The organism is Acinetobacter lactucae (genome assembly GCF_001605885.1).
Lineage (GTDB): Bacteria > Pseudomonadota > Gammaproteobacteria > Pseudomonadales > Moraxellaceae > Acinetobacter > Acinetobacter lactucae.
Genome location: NZ_LRPE01000023.1, coordinates 21,549 through 37,884 on the forward strand (window position 1 = coordinate 21,549; position 16,336 = coordinate 37,884).

Genomic DNA, 16,336 nt, shown 5'->3' on the forward strand with positions numbered 1-16,336 from the left:
TTCCTTATTGTTTAACACGTTTAAAAATAAGCGAAGTATTAATTCCGCCAAAAGCAAAGTTATTGCTCATAATAATGTCAGCATCCAAATTTCTCGGCTGCTGAACGATATAATCTAGTTCACCACATAGCGGGTCGATTTCATCTAGATTTAAAGTTGGAATAAAACGGCCACGATTCATCATTTCGATGCTTAACCAAGCTTCAATAGCTCCACACGCCCCCAGCGTATGTCCAAAATAACTCTTTAAAGAGCTGATTGGTTTATAGCCTAAAACCTTTGCAGTGGCCTGACTCTCCGCTACATCCCCCTGATCAGTTGAAGTACCGTGCGCATTCACATAGGCAATGTCTTTAGTTTCTACAGATGCATCTTTAAGCGCTAACTCCATACAGCGCCCCATCATTTCTGACTCAGGACGAGTGACGTGTTGGCCATCGGTATTGCTACCATAGCCAATCACCTCTGCATAAATATGGGCACCTCGTGCTTTAGCATGTTCATATTCTTCGAGAATTAAACAACCTGCGCCTTCACCAATCACCAAACCATCTCGTTTAGCATCAAATGGACGTGGTGTTTTTTCAGGTTGCTCATTCATGCCACTGGTTGCGAACAATACATCAAAAACTGCCGCACCTGCCGCACTGAGTTCCTCTGCACCACCCGCAATCATGACCTGTTGTTTGCCATATTTAATGGCTTCATAAGCTTGCCCAATTGCCATGGAACCAGAGGTACATGCGCTTGAGGTAGGTAAAGTTAATCCTTTTAGACCAAAATATACGGTCATGTTCACCGCACTGGTGTGGGCCATCATACGAATATAAGTGGTGGCATTAATCTTACTCATGCTCTGGTGAAGCAACATGCTTGCAAACTCACCCACGGCATCTACGCTACCCGCAGAAGAACCAAAGGCAACACCCGCTTCGCCACTAGATAAAATTTCATGCCCAAGCAACCCAGCATTTTGTAAAGCAGTTTCGGCACAAACCACAGACATGAGCGCTACACGCCCCATCCCACGAGTAACCTTACGGTTAAAATGTTTTGGAACATGAAATGTTTCAACAGGCCCAGCAAGCTTGGTCCGAAGGTCAACATATTGCTCCCACTCGGGCATGTAACGAATACCGCTTTTAGCCGCTTCAAATCGCGCAAAGATGTCATCGGCAGTTTCACCTAAAGAGGTAATGCCTGCCATTCCTGTCACAACTACACGTTTCATCAGATGAGTCCTCCATTTACAGAGATCACCTGTCGGGTTACATACGAGGCTTCATCTGAACATAAGAATTTCACTACACTCGCCACTTCATCGACCTGCCCCATGCGTTGCAACGGAATCATTTTTAGCGCATGTTCTTTGACTTCATCTGTCACCATTTCGGTCTCAATGAGTCCTGGTGCTACACAGTTCACCGTAATTTTTCGCTTCGCCAATTCGAGTGCCAAGGCTTTAGTCGCACCAATCAATCCCGCTTTTGCAGCACTGTAGTTAACCTGACCACGGTTACCCATAATCCCAGACACAGAAGATAAAGTGACAATACGGCCACCTTTACGTAAGTGAATCATTGGCATAACTAATGGTTTTAATACGTTATAAAAACCGTCTAGGGAAGTCGAAATAACTTCATCCCAATCTTGATCGGTGAGTGCAGGAAAAGCTCCATCATGAGTAAGACCTGCATTCAATACAACGCCATAGAATCCGCCATGCTGCTCTACATCTTGTTCTAAAATCTGTTGAACAGTTTGGCGTTCATTTACATCAAACATTAGATAATGGCTATTTTGTCCTAACGCTTGAATCTCTTGTACGACTTGCTCAGCCTCTGCCTGACGCGAACGTGCATGTACGGTCACATCAAAACCAGCCTTTGCTAGTTGTAATGCGATCGCTTTCCCAATTCCTCGACTTGAACCTGTTACTAAAATTCGTCTTGTCACAATTTATTCCTAATTCTTTGTGGTTATTCAAATGGTGTTTCTGTAGGTTCAAATACACTTAACGTTGCTTGAATGCGGTGCTCAGCATATTGAATTTCACAGGAAAATTGCCCAAGTCCTTCATGAAAATATTGTTGCTCTATTTGAATGATCAACCTTGAACCCAAAGCGAAATAAGGAATGGGTAAATGCAATTTACGCGTTCCCAATAAAAAACCAACTTTTGGCGCTTGTTTTGACTGCTCACCTTGCCAGCCTGAATAAGCACTAATGGTTTGTGCCATAATTTCAATACTTGCCCATGTCGGCAAACCTTCCACTTCACAAAACATGAGCTCTGGGGTAATTGTAAGTTCTGCTTGCGCCCGCCCTTCTGCAACCTCTGTTAAATGGTCAATAAATACCATCGGTTGCTCATGAGGAATATATTGAATTGCATCGAGTTTCATCAGGGCTTCACTCCAAAAACAAGACTAATATTACTCCCCCCAAAAGCAAAAGAATTACTCATGACATAGCGGATAGGTTGTTTTAGTTCGGCATCTTGCACATAGTTTTGGTCGGCCAAATCTGGATCAACCTCAACATTCTGATGTAAAGGCAACCAACTTTGATCTTTTAGAATCTGTTCACAAATGAAAGCTTCTATGGCACCCGCTGCACCGAGACAATGTCCAGTTTTATGCTTGGTACTACTTAAAGCCACTGGGTAATCACCAAAAACTTGTTGTACGGCCTTAATTTCCATTGCGTCATTTTGTGGAGTTGCAGTGCCGTGCAAATTGATATAACCAATCTGTTGAGCTGAAATATGTGCCATATCTAATGCACGTTGCATTGCTAAAGCTGCACCTTTACCGTCGGGATGCGGGGCTGAAATGTGCCATGCATCCATAGATTCACCCGCCCCCATTAACATGACAGGTGCTTGTTCTTTACTTAGTACAAAAAACGCAGCGGCTTCACCAATATTAATACCATCACGATTTACACCACAGGGTTGGCAAATATGTTCAGATAAACTTTCTAGGCTATTAAATCCATTTAGGGTCAACTTACACAAGGTGTCGACGCCACCCACCAGCACCACATCTGCTAAATCTGCATGAAGTAATCTCTGCCCCGCTGCCAATGCTTTAGCACTTGAAGAACAAGCTGTTGAAATCGTATATGCAGGTCCTTCCCATCCTAAGTACTGCTGTAATGCTTTCGCTAAACAACTCATTTCTTGAGGATAATGAGATATCGATAGATCTGTTTTCCCTTGAAAATATTGCTTAAGTAATAACTCATTATCTGCAATACCAGAAGTAGATGTGCCCACCACAATGGCCAAACGTTTATTTTCAAAGGAAGCCGTATAAGCTTTTAACTCTGTTTCGATTTTAGATAATGCGGTTAATGCAAAACGTAGATTACGTGAATCTACAGACTGCAAAGCATCAGGTACGCTCGAACATAATGGATGTGTATATTTCCCCACCCACACATTACGATCAGCGATTAAATCATTTCGCAAACTCAAGGTTTGCTCGGGCTGTTGTAATGCTTGTTTGATTTGATTAAGTTCACAGCCTAATGCAGATAAACCAATACTAAATTGTATGCCTACTGCCATTGGAGCTGCATTTTCTGAAGGTAGATGTTTCATGGCGTAGGACTTTCTTCTGTCTGCAAGGTATTCTCAATCGAACTCAGCGTCATGGTATAAGGGACTTGTTCATTAATCAATTCAATGCTTCCTTGCCCTTGTTTAAGCTGTAACACAGGCTGCTTTTCAATATAAACAACCTGCTTGTCTGCTCGTTGTTTCATCTCTACAGCTTGCTGCCCTAAATGTGAAAATTGAGGGTATGTCGCAAACAAAAGGTCACGCACCACAAACTCAAAAGGCAATAAACGCATTTGATCAATACGTTGTTCAACATGAACCCGATGCCCATCAAACTGTAACTTAAATAATTGCTGGCCTGTCAGGCTTAAAGCGACCATATCCAGTACAGCACCCTTTTGCTGTTGATATAACAAGAAGCTAAAACTTTGCTGCTTCCACTGAACTTCAACTTGATCTTGCCTTTGATAAGTCTGAGCCTGCCATAGAGGACTTTGCAGCCCTTTGGCATGTGGCATGACCTGACAACCATTTAAAAATATCAAGCTACTGAGTAATATCATTGACCATTTGCGTTGCATGGTTATCCCTCAAGTACCTGTTCTTGCGCCAAGCCTTCACGACAATATTCTGCCAAGGTGCTGAGTCTACGTTTGGCATTTTTATGGATCGGGTTTTGTTCATCCCACGCATAACCCGCTAGTAAGGAAGAAATCATACGGCGAATGCCTTCATTCTGATTTTGTGAGAACACTACATCTTGAAACTCGCCTTCATACCATGACTCAACATAGGCACGAAATACCTGAATACCACGACGTAATGGTTTTTCATATTCTTGCAACCAGTCTACCTGCTCACCTTGCAAGACACGCTCAACCAAAGGTACAGCCAAGCTGGAAGATTTTAAAGCGATCGTCACACCTGATGAAAAAACTGGATCAAGAAACTCACCCGCATTACCTAATAGCGCATAGTTGCGGTCTGCCAAGTGTTTCACATTCGCTGAGTAGCCCACCAAAGTACGTACTGGTGTATCAAACTTTGCACGGCGCAATACATGTGACAAACTTGGTTCATCGGCTAAAATGCGTTTGAACATTGCCTCAGGTTCATTATCTTCAGCATTTTCAACTGTGTATTTATCAAAAAAATCTTGTTCTGCAACAACACCGAATGAAGCTCGTCCATCTGCAAATGGAATCAGCCAATACCATGCACGATGATCTTTTTCATGGACAGTAATTAAAATTTTATTACGGTCAAACTCTGGGTCATCTGTAATACCATCTTCAATATGCGTGAACAATGCACGTCGTACCGGAAAATTTGATGGGCTCTCTAAATCTAATAACTTTGGCAAAATCCGCCCAAAGCCACTCGCATCTAACAAGAATTTAGTTTGAATCTGATAACGCTGTTGTTCTTCATCAATTACTGTAAGTACAGGCTGTTCAGATGCAACATCAACATCTAAGACTTCATGTCCAAAGCGTATATCTGCGCCATAAACTTGAGCCTGTTTTGCTAGTAAATTGTCAAAATCTGCACGGCGAACTTGCCAAGTCGTCCCCGGCCCATCGGTAAATTTTTCAGTAAAGTCGTAAAAGCTACGCTGTTTGCCGCGTAGAAAAGCTGCCCCGTTTTTAAATTGAAAAGCATATTGCTCAACATGCTCACGGACTGTTTCTAATAAACCAGCCTCTTCTAAAAACGCCATAGACTGCGGTAACAATGACTCACCAATCGAAAAACGAGGGAAATACTGTTTTTCAATGAGCGTAACGGTATAGCCCTTTTTTCGAAGAAGTGCAGCAGCAGAACTACCTGATGGCCCAGCCCCAATAATCACGACATCAATTTTTTCTATAGTGCTCATAGCACAACTTCCTTTTTAATTTATTCAAATTATGAATGGTCTTGTAAATTCACGATATGTTTTTCATCTGCGGGGGTTAACAAAGTCGCATAGATAAATGAGAAAATAACCCCGAATAAAACCGTTAAACCAAAACAATGAATTGCGTAAGTATGGCTAAATGAAAGTAATCCAAAACCAAGTAAGGTCGACATCATACATAAAAACAATGCCATTCCAACTACTTGCGGATGATCATGTCCATGTCGGTAGAAAATTGCATAGTCGACTCCAATCCCGATAATCAGAAAGGTCGCCATAATACTAAACAGGTTAATCTCGACACCTAACCATGCCTGAACAGCAAAAGTGCTCAGTAATGCCAAGCTGACTGGCAGAACCAAAGGCACAATCGAACTTAGTCCATAAATAAGCGCCAAACCAACTGCCAAACCAATTAAGGCATAAATCAGAAGATGTTGAGCCTGCACTCGATGTTCAGCAAACATTTGCGACATTGCAGTAATCGGTTGCTGGAAATGTATGTGATCATTTTGAAGCTGCTTTAACACTTCTGGCTGTTTTGCCCCTGTCACCATGACTAAACGCTCATTTGCTTGAGGTTGTAGAAAAGCCAATGGATGATCTTTAAACACGGAAAAATCCAATAGTGGTTGTGTCGCCAGTTGCTGTTGCCACTGCAAAACATCAGTGACATTTAACCCCATACTTTGTGCATATTGCTGCAAAGTCGCTTTTGGAATATTTCTTAATAGTTGTAGATTATTTTGTTGCTCTGCCAATGGTGGAATCCATTGTCCCAAAGCTTGAAAAGCACTGATTTTTCCTTGCGCTTGCAGCTGTTGCAATTGCCCTATCAAATGCTGTTCTTGTTGCTGCATTTCATTTGCAGATGCTGAGCGTACGACGAAATAATCACTACCTTGTTGCTGACCAAATTGTTCACGAACCGCTTGGTCCTGCTGCTTTAAGCTTGCGTCCATACCTTGTAAGTTACGAATATCATCGTTACTTTTAAGATAGAAAAGACTCACCGTACCTACTGCTAAAATGATTGCAATCAAGCCATAACGAACTTTGGTTCGTTGCTGAAACCATAAGCGTGCTTGTCCAATCCACGACAGTGCTTTTATTGCTGGCTGGGCATTAAGTGCAGGTAATCTTGGTAATAGCAGTACACTACTGATCCATGCCGCAGTTAATCCCACAATTGAAAAGACTGCGATCTGCTTGAACCCAGGAAACGGAGTAAAACTCAAAAAGATGTAAGCAACCAATGTGGTCATTAAGCCCATAAACAAACTTGGTAATAGCGGTTTTAAAATTTGAAAACCACCAAGCTTTCTATGCTGCGATTGCATCGCCATAAAATAAAATGAAAAGTCGACACAGACACCAATTAGACTTGCACCAAACACTAATGTCATCAGGTGAATTTCACCAAACACCCAATGTGTGACCGCAAACGCCACAAAGCTTCCAGTCGAAACTGCAATAAACTCGGTCGCCAAAGGTCGCAGTGAGCGAAAGCCGAACCAAACCAGAAAAATTAAGCCCAGTGTCGAGCCAACACCAATGGTTGATATTTCCTGCTTAGCCGATTGCGTACCAAAATTTGAAAATAAAATAGTTCCAGTCCAATGTGATTTTAATCCGATTACAGCTAACTTTTGCTTAGTTTGCTCAATCCAAGTAGAAGTCTGTTCTTGGTAATCAATATTGTATGGGCTTTGCGTCAACTGTAATACGAAAAGCCGAGAGATACCTTGCTCATGATGAATTGTGGCAAAGCCCTGCTCCATTTCAATATCTTGCTGTGACGGCGTTGCCAACTGCATGGCATAACGAGGGAACAACAGTAGCGGGTCTTGCTTAAGTGACTCAGCAGTGACAGGCATGCCTGGACTCATCATCTGCATCAAGCTTTGTTCAGTCAGCGCAGCATAATCCTTTTTTTGCAATAAGGCTTGATCTTGAGCACTCAACAAACCTGCTCGATGTTGATACAACTGTTTTGCAAACTGGTCAAAATCTAGCTGTGGTTTGAGTGGTTGCCATAACGCACTTTGCTTCGCTTGCGCTGTTAAGAAATGAGTCGCTTGTTGTATCGCAGCCTCATCTTTGGCATCGATAACTACAAATACTTTATTGTTGAGTTGCTCATTCATGTACTGCTGAGTACGTGCAAGTTCTGGGTCTTGCTGAACCTTAGGCAATAAAGCAAAAATATTGGTTTGAATATGAATATCTTTATTCAACCACGTCACGCCCAGCCCCACAGCAATCAGCAGCAGAACAATTAACCAAAGCGCGGTAAACTTATTTTGCCAGTTGGAAAAGCGCATGCTCAGCAGCCGTTAAAGTCGTCGGTTGAGAAGTCTGGTGACTAAAGCGAATAGTCGTTAAATTATTCACTTTCTCGGTAATCACGATTTGGTTGACGTACTGTTGACCTTGAGCCTCAACACGCACAAATAACTTTTTAAACAAGCTACTTTTCGGAGTTAAACTCATGCTCCAACCCGCTGGACTATAATTCGCACTTACCACATTAAAATTCTTTGCCAAGGCCTGCTCATTGCCAGACATGAGCTGCAAGAATAAAGTCGCAACCGAACTATATGGCGATTGATCAACTTGTATTTGGCTAAATGTACGCTGCGTTTTTTGCACTAGCTTCGTTGGGGTTACGATCAAATCTGCTTGCACTGGGCGTTTGATTTGCCACGCTACACCATAAGATTTTGAGAACAACAATGAGCCGTTCGATACAAAAGTTTTATTCAACGATGGCAATTTTTTTTGCTGTTCGAAGTCAGCACGAACCGTAGGAGACTGTGACAGTTGCTGAAAAATTTGAGTGATCTGTGTTGGCGCTGCATAGACCACACTTAAACTGCTCATCCAGACAGCAGCACCTAAACCTAAAGTTTTGATGAATTGAGACATCACGCATTCCTCTTCGGTTGAAACTCAGACCATGCATTCAAGCGATCAAACAAAACTTGAGGCGACTGAAAACACATTTCACGCGCTTCAATATTCACCGCCACCTGTGTGGTATAACCTTTGGTTAAACGTTTCCCAGATTCAGCATCAAAAATCAAATAATCAATTTTTAAGCGGTTTTCCCATTCTTTTAAAATGGCCCGAACCCGAATCTTTTGTTCAAACTCAATACCGTATGCATAGCGAACATGGCTTTCAATCACAGGCCATGCATAGCCTGATTCTTTCATCTGCATATAGTTGTAATGAAATTGATCGAGTAATTTACAGCGCGCAATCTCAAAATATTTTAAATAATGTCCATGCCAAACCACATTCATGGTATCGACATCATGAAATGGAATTTCAATGATTACATCTGCATGCATTGGCTCACCTTATCCCATAAATTCTGGTTGATTAAACAATTCAAGTTGGTCTAAACGATCAACAATCTGTTGTAATTCGGTTTGTAATGGTCGGTCTTCTTCGACAAATGCAAAGCTTTGTAAGGTCCATTGCATAAACGTTTGCAATGTTGGACTTAACTGTGCCGTTAAACCTTTCAGATGAATCGCCTGCACACTGGCGCAGCACAGCGCTGCAATGACTTGCTGTGTTAAAGTAATTACGCGGCTCGCATCACGCGCAGCAATGGTTCCCATGCTAACTTTGTCTTGGTTATGACATTCGGTTGAACGTGAAAAAATTGAAGCTGCTAAAGTATTTTTCAAAGCTTCAGCCGTCCACGCCGACACCCCAATTTGTACCGCTTTAAAGCCATGATTTAATGGCAAACGTTCAGCTGTCGCCCCTGTTAAATTACGTGGCAAACCATGATTCATTTTATGATCAACTAGCTGTGCAATCTGTCTATCCATCAAGTCAGCAATATTGGCAATCATAATTTTTAAGCTATCCATTGCTTGTGCAATATGTCCACCGTAAAAATGACCGCCATGCAATACGCGCATCCCTACAGGATCAATCAATGGATTGTCGTTACTTGAATTCAGCTCATTTTCAATAAACTGACGTAACCATACTTTTGAGTCTTCAAACACACCAATAATATGCGGCGCACAGCGTAATGAATAGCGATCTTGCAAACGCGGACTTTGATGTGCCGTTTGTACTTCACTGTTCAGCCAGTCACGTAATTGCTTGGCAATCTGTTGCTGTCCCGGATGAGGCTTTTGTGCAAACAGGACTTCATCAAAATGACTAGGATTACCTTCCAACGCCAACACATTTAAGGCAGTAATTAAAGTACTTGCGAGTGCGATCTGCTCTGCTTTTTTATAATTCAAACAAGCAATTGCCGTCATCACCGCTGTGCCGTTCATGAGTGCTAAACCTTCTTTAGGTCTGAGCGTTAAAGGCAGCATATTCTTTTCAGTATAGACTTGAGCAACAGGAACAATTTGTCCATCGACATAGACATCACGCTCACCAACTAAAGTTCCCGCAATGTAAGACAACGGCGTTAAGTCACCACTTGCCCCGACTGAACCTTCAGAGGGAATGACTGGAATTACATTTTCGTTGAGTAGCCACACCAAGCGCTCAAGTAGTGCTAAAGACACGCCTGAATAACCGCGAGCCAATGAACATAAACGTGTCACGACTACTGCACGTGAGGTAGTTACATCTAAATTTTCACCTAAACCACAACCATGAAAGCGTGAAAGATGTAGCGGTAGTTCATTAACCTGATGTAATGGCACTTCAACCAAACATGAGTCCCCATAACCCGTGGTCACACCGTAGATCACCCCTTCTTCTTCAAGGAGCTGATCGAGAAAATCAGCGCCTTTTTGAATCAGTTCACGCCACTCAGACGTTTCTGGTAAAGCAACCTGACATTCGCCTCTGGCTACAGAAACGACATCTTCAATACTCAGTGGCTGTTCACCTACGGTTAACACACGCATGTTATTTCGTCCAAAAATTATAAAAATTAAACCATTGATAAGGGGCACGCAGACAATGTTGTTCTAGAACAGCAATGTATGTTTTAGTGATGGTTTGCATACTTTCAATACGGTTAGCACGCGGTAAATTTACCTGCTCGGCAATTGAATGAATATGAACTTGGAACTGCTGTTGTACTCGATAACAAAACACTGCAATAACAGGTACTTTAAGTAAATTTGCTAAAACCCATGCACCTTGAGGGAAGGGTGCGGGCTCCCCTAAAAAATCAATTTGCTGTACACGATCTGACTGCACAGGCACTCGATCTGCTGCCACAATGACCCACTCACCTTGTTGCATTTTGTCTTGCAGCAGCATTGCAGTTTCAATACCCAGCTCATCAACTGATAAAAGACACACATCTGCCTTATCATTTATCTTTTTCAAAAACTTATTAAATTTTGTCGCGTGCTTTTGGTAAACCAGTACATTAATTTTCTGCGGATGCTCTGACTTAATGGCTCGAAGCAATTCAATATTGCCGAAGTGAGAGACAATAATCAGAGCACCTTTTTGATAATGCTGAGAGAAGTTTTCATGGCCAAAAACTTGTAGTTCCTGCTCGGGAATATTGCCTAGCCAGCCCTCAATCTTATCTAAAATACATTCGCCAAATTGCATGAAATGCGCGTAGCTATTTGTCCAATTTGGTTGGTGGCTAAACGGCGATTTCGATCCAGCAAAATGATGAAGTTTTTGTAAATAAAGTAAGGAAGCCTGTCTTGCTGTGGCAGCAAATAACCAGTACCACATAATGACAAAGTACATCACCAACTTGCATAACCAACGTCCACCAAAACGGTAAAACCACAACATCAGCATAAGGGGCAACATACCGCCTCGCTCTTTAATGTCGTTCCATTTTGGTGAAGCTGAATCTGTCATAGTCAACCTTGCAGCTTTTGTTTTAATAGCTTTGGTAAGCGAATCAACATGCCCATAAACAAAGTTGCATGCGCTTTGCTTAGTCCTAAGTTATCTCGCCAAGCATGAAAATGAGAAATTCCCTGCTCTGGATAAACCACAGGTGTTGGTACATTAATAAAAGAGGTATTTTCCCATTTTAAACGTACTAAAATTTCACTATCAAAACCCATACGTGGCTGGAATTTAGCACTATTCAACACCTTAATTGTGCTCTCAAGCGGATACACGCGAAACCCACACATGCTGTCTTTAATTTCAAAAGATAAACTATTTAACCACACCCAAAAATGGGTAATATAACGGCCATATAAGCGCTTTTTGGGAATAGAAGCATCAAAGTATGGCTGACCAATCACCATCGCATCTGGATGTTGTCGAGACTGCTCAATAAATTTTGGAATGTCATCCCAGCAGTGTTGACCATCCGAATCGAGTTGTAATGCATGACTTAACCCAAGCTCATAGGCTGCACGTAAACCAGTCATTACGGCTTGCCCCTTACCCTTATTTACCTCATGTTCAATAAGATGAATTTGGGAATATTGCTCTGTCAACACTTTTAAAATTTGGCTACATGCGGCATCACTGCCATCATTGACCAAAACAATCGGTAGATGAAAACTGTCCAGATAAGCAATCAAATCTGATAAATAATGTGGATGGTTATAAACCGGAACAACAAAGCCGTAATTGGTCTGCATTTTTAACCCTCTGCTTCTGTTTGCAAAGCAAATAATAATCGCCCTGAAGCCAGAATTTGTTCTGAATCGCGTAATTCAAAACTCACTTTGTGATCTTTTCGAGAAAGCTTGAGTTGTACCACAGCATAAGGACGAATCAGGTTTTGGAATTTTAACTGCTCATATCCCTGACACCAGCTCAAATCAGACCAAATTGATTTAGCAAAATGTTGTAAAAAACCGATCTGCCCAACTCCAGGATAAATCGGTTGTGTTGGGAAATGTCCTTTAAAACAAGCTAATTCAGGGGGAAATTCTAACTCCCAAATATAGTCATCTGAATTTTGAGACTGTGACAGCACCACGGGTTGTAACATAGGCTTAAATAGAGTTTTCAAATAGTTTTTATTGAGTTTGGACTGAGTATTTTGTGGTAACTGACTGAGGAAACGCCACTGACGTGGAATTGCGATCGTTTCCAAGCTGTCTTTCAATTGCTGTTTTAAATGACTGACAAAAGCGGACTTACCTTGCTGTTGTAACTGCTCACGAGCTTGTTCTATTAGAACGACAATACAACCTAACATTTGGCGTTGCTCATGTTCAAATACCAATACATGGCATTGCTTTACTGCATCTAAAGCCTGAATAGTTTGCTCGATCGCATCTAGACTTAAACGCTTTTCCTCAAGTTTTACAATTCGATCTGTACGCCCAAGCAGTTTAAAGGTCTGACACATTGTATCTGTCCATGCAGCGCCATCACCTGTGGTAAGCCAGTCATTCTCAAAGGCATGGTTACTTTTTACTATGAGCTGTTGGTCTTCAATACGAATAGTGACATTACTAAATGCAGTCCAAGCATCTTCATCTTTAGCACGATGAGCAATGCCACCCGTTTCCGAACTTCCCAAAACTTCAATAATCGGACGATTTAGTAAAGGGCGAATACCTCTTTCTAGCTTGCCACCTGAACTAAAGACCATCTGGCACTTTTGTAAAACAACATCGGTTGTCCAACGTTTTAATAAAGCAGGACTTGAGATCAAATAATTGCTTAATCCCAACGTTTCTAATTGTTTTTGGGCTTGTACTACATCTTCAGGGAATGCCATTTGAGGCACATAAAAACTTCGACCAGTAGCAAGTGGTAGCAATAATTTAAACAGTAATCCATAAATATGTTGATGACTAACTGTTGCAATCGCAATTGCATGCTCATCGAAACTAAAGCCCTGACTCAACCCTTGGACTTCGTTAAGTAATTGTCTAAGTGTTCTTGGAATTTTTTTAGGTTCCCCTGTTGAACCTGACGTATAAAAATAGAGTTGAGCCTGCTCTAAAAAAGTATCGTCTAAGGTTAAAGATAAAGGAACAACTTCTCCAATCTCTTGACGCTTTAAAAAATAAATCTGCTGCGCTGTAAAATCTTGTTCTAATTCACGCACTCGATTGGGTGGCAAAAGTATTTGTTTTTTCGCTAGCAAAGCAGCAAAGAATAAAACCAGAAATTCATAACTATCTGCTTCCCACAAAGCCCAAGTTAAATTTTCCATTTGAGCAATTGCAGCTGCTTGTATAGCCACATCTTGCCAAAAGTAATTAAAACTGGTCGAGTTTAGAGTACCGTCTATACAAAGTGGCTGAGCTGAATCGATGAATTTCTGAAAATGGCAATACATAGTTTTTAATTAATGATTTGAAGAATGTAAACGCTGATGTCGCTTACGCAAAATAAATTCACCAAGGAACAAAATGCCCATCAGCACATAAGAAATAAAGCCATTATAAATGACCCAAACCTGAGTTGAAGTAAAAAGCACAGTGCCTAAAGCAATCAGTGCATTACAAAAAAAGAAAACACACCAAACTTTGGTGACCTGTCTGGTCCACTGTACGCCAGAAGCAGGTAAATCAGGTTCAACGAGTCGGGCAAAGCGCTCAATCATAGACGGCGGCTTAATGAGCGTCAGCGCAAAAATAATGAATGCACCTAAACTCATACCCACTGGATATAGCTTTAGCCAAGCATGATCATGTGACAATAAACTTAGGCTACCGCAAACGATAGCAAAACCCGTTAATGGCCATAATAACGAGTTGCCTTTGCTAAAAAGTCTGATCACACCCAACCCGATGAGTAAAGCACTCACCCAGAAAAATTGGCCGTGAGTCAAACTCCAGCCCACAATAAAGGGATACAGCACAAAAAGTGCCGTCATTATCCCTTTAAGAACAAACTTCATTCAGCAGTCATGTTCTGAATAACCGTCACGACATCAAGCACGGTTCTCACATTTTTAAAGTCTTCAGGCTTTACTTGCTTGCCTGTTAACTCTTTGATTTTTACGACTAAATCGACCGCATCAATACTGTCTACATCAAGGTCTGAATAAAGGTTCGAATCGAGTTGAACAGTCTCGGGTTCAATTTCAAACAAATCTTCCATCCATTCGCGGAGTTTAGTTAATACTTGCTCTTGAGATAACATCATCATGCTCCTTATGACTTCTGTTGTGCTTCAACTAAAGTAACCAAGCTCTGGATTGACTTAAAATGCTGTTTGGTTTCATCCGATTCTGCATTTAAATGAATGTTGTAACGCTTTTTCAAAGCCAGTCCCAACTCAAGTGCATCAATCGAGTCTAATCCTAAACCTTCTCCAAATAATGGAGCTTCTGTATCAATATCGGCAATAGTAATATCTTCTAGTGCTAGAACATCAATAATCATTTGCTTTAGTTCATCAGCAAGATTGCTCATTTCAAGATAACTCTTCATCAAAAATTTTATAAAAACTACGACTTAACTGACGAACTTGTTTAGGTCCTACTGTTAAATCATCTAACAGATCTGATACCTGTACAGCATCTAATACTTTGACCTCAATATGAAATGGTTGAGATGGTACGTGATACCATTTTTCATTCTTGGTTAAAGTAGATGGTGTACAAGTAATAATTACTGGGCGAATTGGTACATTTGCACGAATGGCAATATTGGCTGCACCTCGCTGAAACTCGTTTAGGGTCATCCCTTTTTCAGTACGCGTGCCTTCCGGAAAAATTAAAAGAGAAGCCGCATTGTTTTCTTTTAGACGCTTTACACAGTCTTCCACAAACTGCTGAGAACCTGCATTTAAAATATAACCTGCGCTTTGTACCGGTCCTTTGGTAAATGGATTTGACCAAAGAGACTGCTTCACGACACAATTAGCCTGCTGCATCATACCAATTAGTACTACAACATCAATCAAAGTCGGATGATTGGCAATCACCAGCTCTTGGCGACTATTTTGTAGCTTCTCTAAACCCTCTACCGAATAAGTCATGATGCCAAGTTTGACCATCATGTCGGTAAAGCCTTTAAAACTATGTTTAATCACATTTTGCGCACGTTGCTGCCGCTTTTGTGGATCAGAAGTAGTTGCATTTAATACGGGCGCAATGACTGAGGCAATTGCCATACCACCCAGCCCAAAACTGGCAAAACTAAAGCCAGTGGCAGCCACACGCCAGCAATAATTACTTTTTTGCTTGAGATTTTTAAGATTTAGCATTTGTTCCACCCAAATGCAGATGTTAACTGGTCAGCATCCTGCCAAAAATGAGCAAAAGCAGGGGCATCTGCTTCATCTGTATGCGTCCACGCAGTAATTTGTAAATTAGGTTGCTCTAAAGTAACGACAGCAGCCATCGCATAGGCAGGAAAATTAATTGCCTCAGCATAAATACTAGGTAATGGCTCATCATAAGCAACAACTAATACCCGCTTAATCGCAGGCATTGACTTTAAGAGTGCATAAGCCTCAATCAAACCCTCAGTCCATGAACAGCTTAGGCTTGTAGAAGGAGTATCATCCTGACATAAAATTGAATAGAGACCAGAAATTGCATTATGAACAGACGTTGAAAATTGTGTCGGCGATGGAGTTTGATCATTTAAAACGTCTTGCAAGATATTTAACGTTTTTGCCTCATCACCATATTTTGATACCCAAACAATATAATCGGCCTTACTACCTTCTAATGCACCGATCGCACTATTTAAAGCAAGTTTGGCCAATGGTGATAAACGTCTACGCTGCATAGCTGGGATGCAGTCGAGAGCCGCATAGGAAGGCTGAGCATGTGTAAATATAAGCTGAGCAAGATGTAATGTTACCATGCTAAAAAATGAACCCTAAGCCGCGTTATTCTGTCGAAATATAAATTATTTTATAAAGACGCTGATTATAGCATTCGTTATAAAATTTACAAAAAATTACGTTTATCACTCACACTTTTTCATAACTCTTCGAAGCAGCTCATTTATTTG

18 protein-coding genes are annotated in these 16,336 nt (G+C 41.3%); all 18 read right to left on the reverse strand.

Annotated features, from left to right (window positions below; genetic code table 11):
* Nucleotides 1–4 precede the first annotated feature (4 nt).
* The 18 genes from AWW73_RS09730 to AWW73_RS09815 are packed head-to-tail and all read right to left on the reverse strand — an operon-like array spanning nt 5 to nt 16,186.
* On the reverse strand, nt 5–1,231 hold the full coding sequence (locus AWW73_RS09730) for a beta-ketoacyl-ACP synthase (RefSeq protein WP_062849540.1): 1,227 nt from the start codon (nt 1,229–1,231) through the stop codon (nt 5–7).
* Complete coding sequence (locus AWW73_RS09735) at nt 1,231–1,956, reverse strand: 3-ketoacyl-ACP reductase FabG2 (RefSeq protein WP_004794677.1); 726 nt, start codon at nt 1,954–1,956, stop codon at nt 1,231–1,233. The genes AWW73_RS09730 and AWW73_RS09735 overlap by 1 nt, the downstream gene beginning before the upstream one ends.
* Before the next feature lie 23 nt (nt 1,957–1,979).
* On the reverse strand, nt 1,980–2,405 hold the full coding sequence (locus AWW73_RS09740; protein WP_057105319.1) for a hotdog family protein: 426 nt from the start codon (nt 2,403–2,405) through the stop codon (nt 1,980–1,982).
* Nucleotides 2,405–3,607, reverse strand: coding sequence for a beta-ketoacyl-[acyl-carrier-protein] synthase family protein (locus AWW73_RS09745; protein WP_062849541.1), 1,203 nt, complete (start codon nt 3,605–3,607; stop codon nt 2,405–2,407). The genes AWW73_RS09740 and AWW73_RS09745 overlap by 1 nt, the downstream gene beginning before the upstream one ends.
* Nucleotides 3,604–4,149: a DUF3261 domain-containing protein gene (locus tag AWW73_RS09750; protein WP_016144315.1), complete on the reverse strand. Its 546-nt coding sequence runs from the start codon at nt 4,147–4,149 to the stop codon at nt 3,604–3,606. The genes AWW73_RS09745 and AWW73_RS09750 overlap by 4 nt, the downstream gene beginning before the upstream one ends.
* A gap of 2 nt (nt 4,150–4,151) precedes the next feature.
* Complete coding sequence (locus tag AWW73_RS09755) at nt 4,152–5,447, reverse strand: NAD(P)/FAD-dependent oxidoreductase (RefSeq protein WP_062849542.1); 1,296 nt, start codon at nt 5,445–5,447, stop codon at nt 4,152–4,154.
* A 29-nt stretch (nt 5,448–5,476) separates the two neighbouring features.
* On the reverse strand, nt 5,477–7,792 hold the full coding sequence (locus tag AWW73_RS09760) for an MMPL family transporter (RefSeq protein WP_062849543.1): 2,316 nt from the start codon (nt 7,790–7,792) through the stop codon (nt 5,477–5,479).
* A complete protein-coding gene (locus tag AWW73_RS09765) occupies nt 7,767–8,396 on the reverse strand; it encodes a LolA family protein (protein ID WP_062849544.1) in 630 nt (209 codons plus the stop codon). Before AWW73_RS09765 ends, AWW73_RS09760 begins: the two co-directional genes overlap by 26 nt.
* Nucleotides 8,396–8,824 (reverse strand): acyl-CoA thioesterase, encoded by a 429-nt coding sequence (locus tag AWW73_RS09770; RefSeq protein ID WP_000542808.1) that lies wholly within the window; start codon nt 8,822–8,824, stop codon nt 8,396–8,398. The genes AWW73_RS09765 and AWW73_RS09770 overlap by 1 nt, the downstream gene beginning before the upstream one ends.
* Nucleotides 8,825–8,833: 9 nt before the next feature.
* Nucleotides 8,834–10,369: an HAL/PAL/TAL family ammonia-lyase gene (locus AWW73_RS09775; RefSeq protein WP_062849545.1), complete on the reverse strand. Its 1,536-nt coding sequence runs from the start codon at nt 10,367–10,369 to the stop codon at nt 8,834–8,836.
* A gap of 1 nt (nt 10,370) precedes the next feature.
* Nucleotides 10,371–11,297, reverse strand: coding sequence for an LpxL/LpxP family acyltransferase (locus tag AWW73_RS09780; protein WP_062849546.1), 927 nt, complete (start codon nt 11,295–11,297; stop codon nt 10,371–10,373).
* Between the two features lie 2 nt (nt 11,298–11,299).
* Nucleotides 11,300–12,040 (reverse strand): glycosyltransferase family 2 protein, encoded by a 741-nt coding sequence (locus AWW73_RS09785; protein WP_062849547.1) that lies wholly within the window; start codon nt 12,038–12,040, stop codon nt 11,300–11,302.
* Nucleotides 12,041–12,042: 2 nt separating this feature from the next.
* Nucleotides 12,043–13,701 (reverse strand): ApeI family dehydratase, encoded by a 1,659-nt coding sequence (locus tag AWW73_RS09790; RefSeq protein ID WP_062849548.1) that lies wholly within the window; start codon nt 13,699–13,701, stop codon nt 12,043–12,045.
* Between the two features lie 9 nt (nt 13,702–13,710).
* Nucleotides 13,711–14,265 carry a COG4648 family protein gene (locus AWW73_RS09795; protein WP_061874267.1) on the reverse strand — a complete coding sequence of 185 codons (555 nt, stop codon included), beginning with the start codon at nt 14,263–14,265 and terminating at the stop codon, nt 13,711–13,713.
* Nucleotides 14,262–14,516, reverse strand: coding sequence for an acyl carrier protein (locus tag AWW73_RS09800; protein ID WP_001987856.1), 255 nt, complete (start codon nt 14,514–14,516; stop codon nt 14,262–14,264). Before AWW73_RS09800 ends, AWW73_RS09795 begins: the two co-directional genes overlap by 4 nt.
* A 5-nt stretch (nt 14,517–14,521) precedes the next feature.
* Nucleotides 14,522–14,782, reverse strand: coding sequence for a phosphopantetheine-binding protein (locus tag AWW73_RS09805; RefSeq protein ID WP_061874266.1), 261 nt, complete (start codon nt 14,780–14,782; stop codon nt 14,522–14,524).
* Between the two features lies 1 nt (nt 14,783).
* A complete protein-coding gene (locus tag AWW73_RS09810; RefSeq protein ID WP_014208347.1) occupies nt 14,784–15,587 on the reverse strand; it encodes a lysophospholipid acyltransferase family protein in 804 nt (267 codons plus the stop codon).
* Nucleotides 15,572–16,186, reverse strand: coding sequence for a beta-ketoacyl synthase chain length factor (locus AWW73_RS09815; RefSeq protein WP_061874265.1), 615 nt, complete (start codon nt 16,184–16,186; stop codon nt 15,572–15,574). The genes AWW73_RS09810 and AWW73_RS09815 overlap by 16 nt, the downstream gene beginning before the upstream one ends.
* Nucleotides 16,187–16,336 lie beyond the last annotated feature (150 nt).

Excerpts from the sequence above, each read along its gene's own strand:
- AWW73_RS09730 (WP_062849540.1), bottom strand. The coding sequence starts at position 1,231 with ATGAAACGTGTAGTTGTGACAGGAATGGCAGGCATTACCTCTTTAGGT.
- AWW73_RS09740 (WP_057105319.1), bottom strand. The coding sequence starts at position 2,405 with ATGAAACTCGATGCAATTCAATATATTCCTCATGAGCAACCGATGGTA.
- AWW73_RS09745 (WP_062849541.1), bottom strand. The coding sequence starts at position 3,607 with ATGAAACATCTACCTTCAGAAAATGCAGCTCCAATGGCAGTAGGCATA.
- AWW73_RS09750 (WP_016144315.1), bottom strand. The coding sequence starts at position 4,149 with ATGCAACGCAAATGGTCAATGATATTACTCAGTAGCTTGATATTTTTA.
- AWW73_RS09755 (WP_062849542.1), bottom strand. The coding sequence starts at position 5,447 with ATGAGCACTATAGAAAAAATTGATGTCGTGATTATTGGGGCTGGGCCA.
- AWW73_RS09760 (WP_062849543.1), bottom strand. The coding sequence starts at position 7,792 with ATGCGCTTTTCCAACTGGCAAAATAAGTTTACCGCGCTTTGGTTAATT.
- AWW73_RS09765 (WP_062849544.1), bottom strand. The coding sequence starts at position 8,396 with ATGTCTCAATTCATCAAAACTTTAGGTTTAGGTGCTGCTGTCTGGATG.
- AWW73_RS09770 (WP_000542808.1), bottom strand. The coding sequence starts at position 8,824 with ATGCATGCAGATGTAATCATTGAAATTCCATTTCATGATGTCGATACC.
- AWW73_RS09775 (WP_062849545.1), bottom strand. The coding sequence starts at position 10,369 with ATGCGTGTGTTAACCGTAGGTGAACAGCCACTGAGTATTGAAGATGTC.
- AWW73_RS09780 (WP_062849546.1), bottom strand. The coding sequence starts at position 11,297 with ATGACAGATTCAGCTTCACCAAAATGGAACGACATTAAAGAGCGAGGC.
- AWW73_RS09785 (WP_062849547.1), bottom strand. The coding sequence starts at position 12,040 with ATGCAGACCAATTACGGCTTTGTTGTTCCGGTTTATAACCATCCACAT.
- AWW73_RS09790 (WP_062849548.1), bottom strand. The coding sequence starts at position 13,701 with ATGTATTGCCATTTTCAGAAATTCATCGATTCAGCTCAGCCACTTTGT.
- AWW73_RS09795 (WP_061874267.1), bottom strand. The coding sequence starts at position 14,265 with ATGAAGTTTGTTCTTAAAGGGATAATGACGGCACTTTTTGTGCTGTAT.
- AWW73_RS09800 (WP_001987856.1), bottom strand. The coding sequence starts at position 14,516 with ATGATGATGTTATCTCAAGAGCAAGTATTAACTAAACTCCGCGAATGG.
- AWW73_RS09805 (WP_061874266.1), bottom strand. The coding sequence starts at position 14,782 with ATGAGCAATCTTGCTGATGAACTAAAGCAAATGATTATTGATGTTCTA.
- AWW73_RS09815 (WP_061874265.1), bottom strand. The coding sequence starts at position 16,186 with ATGGTAACATTACATCTTGCTCAGCTTATATTTACACATGCTCAGCCT.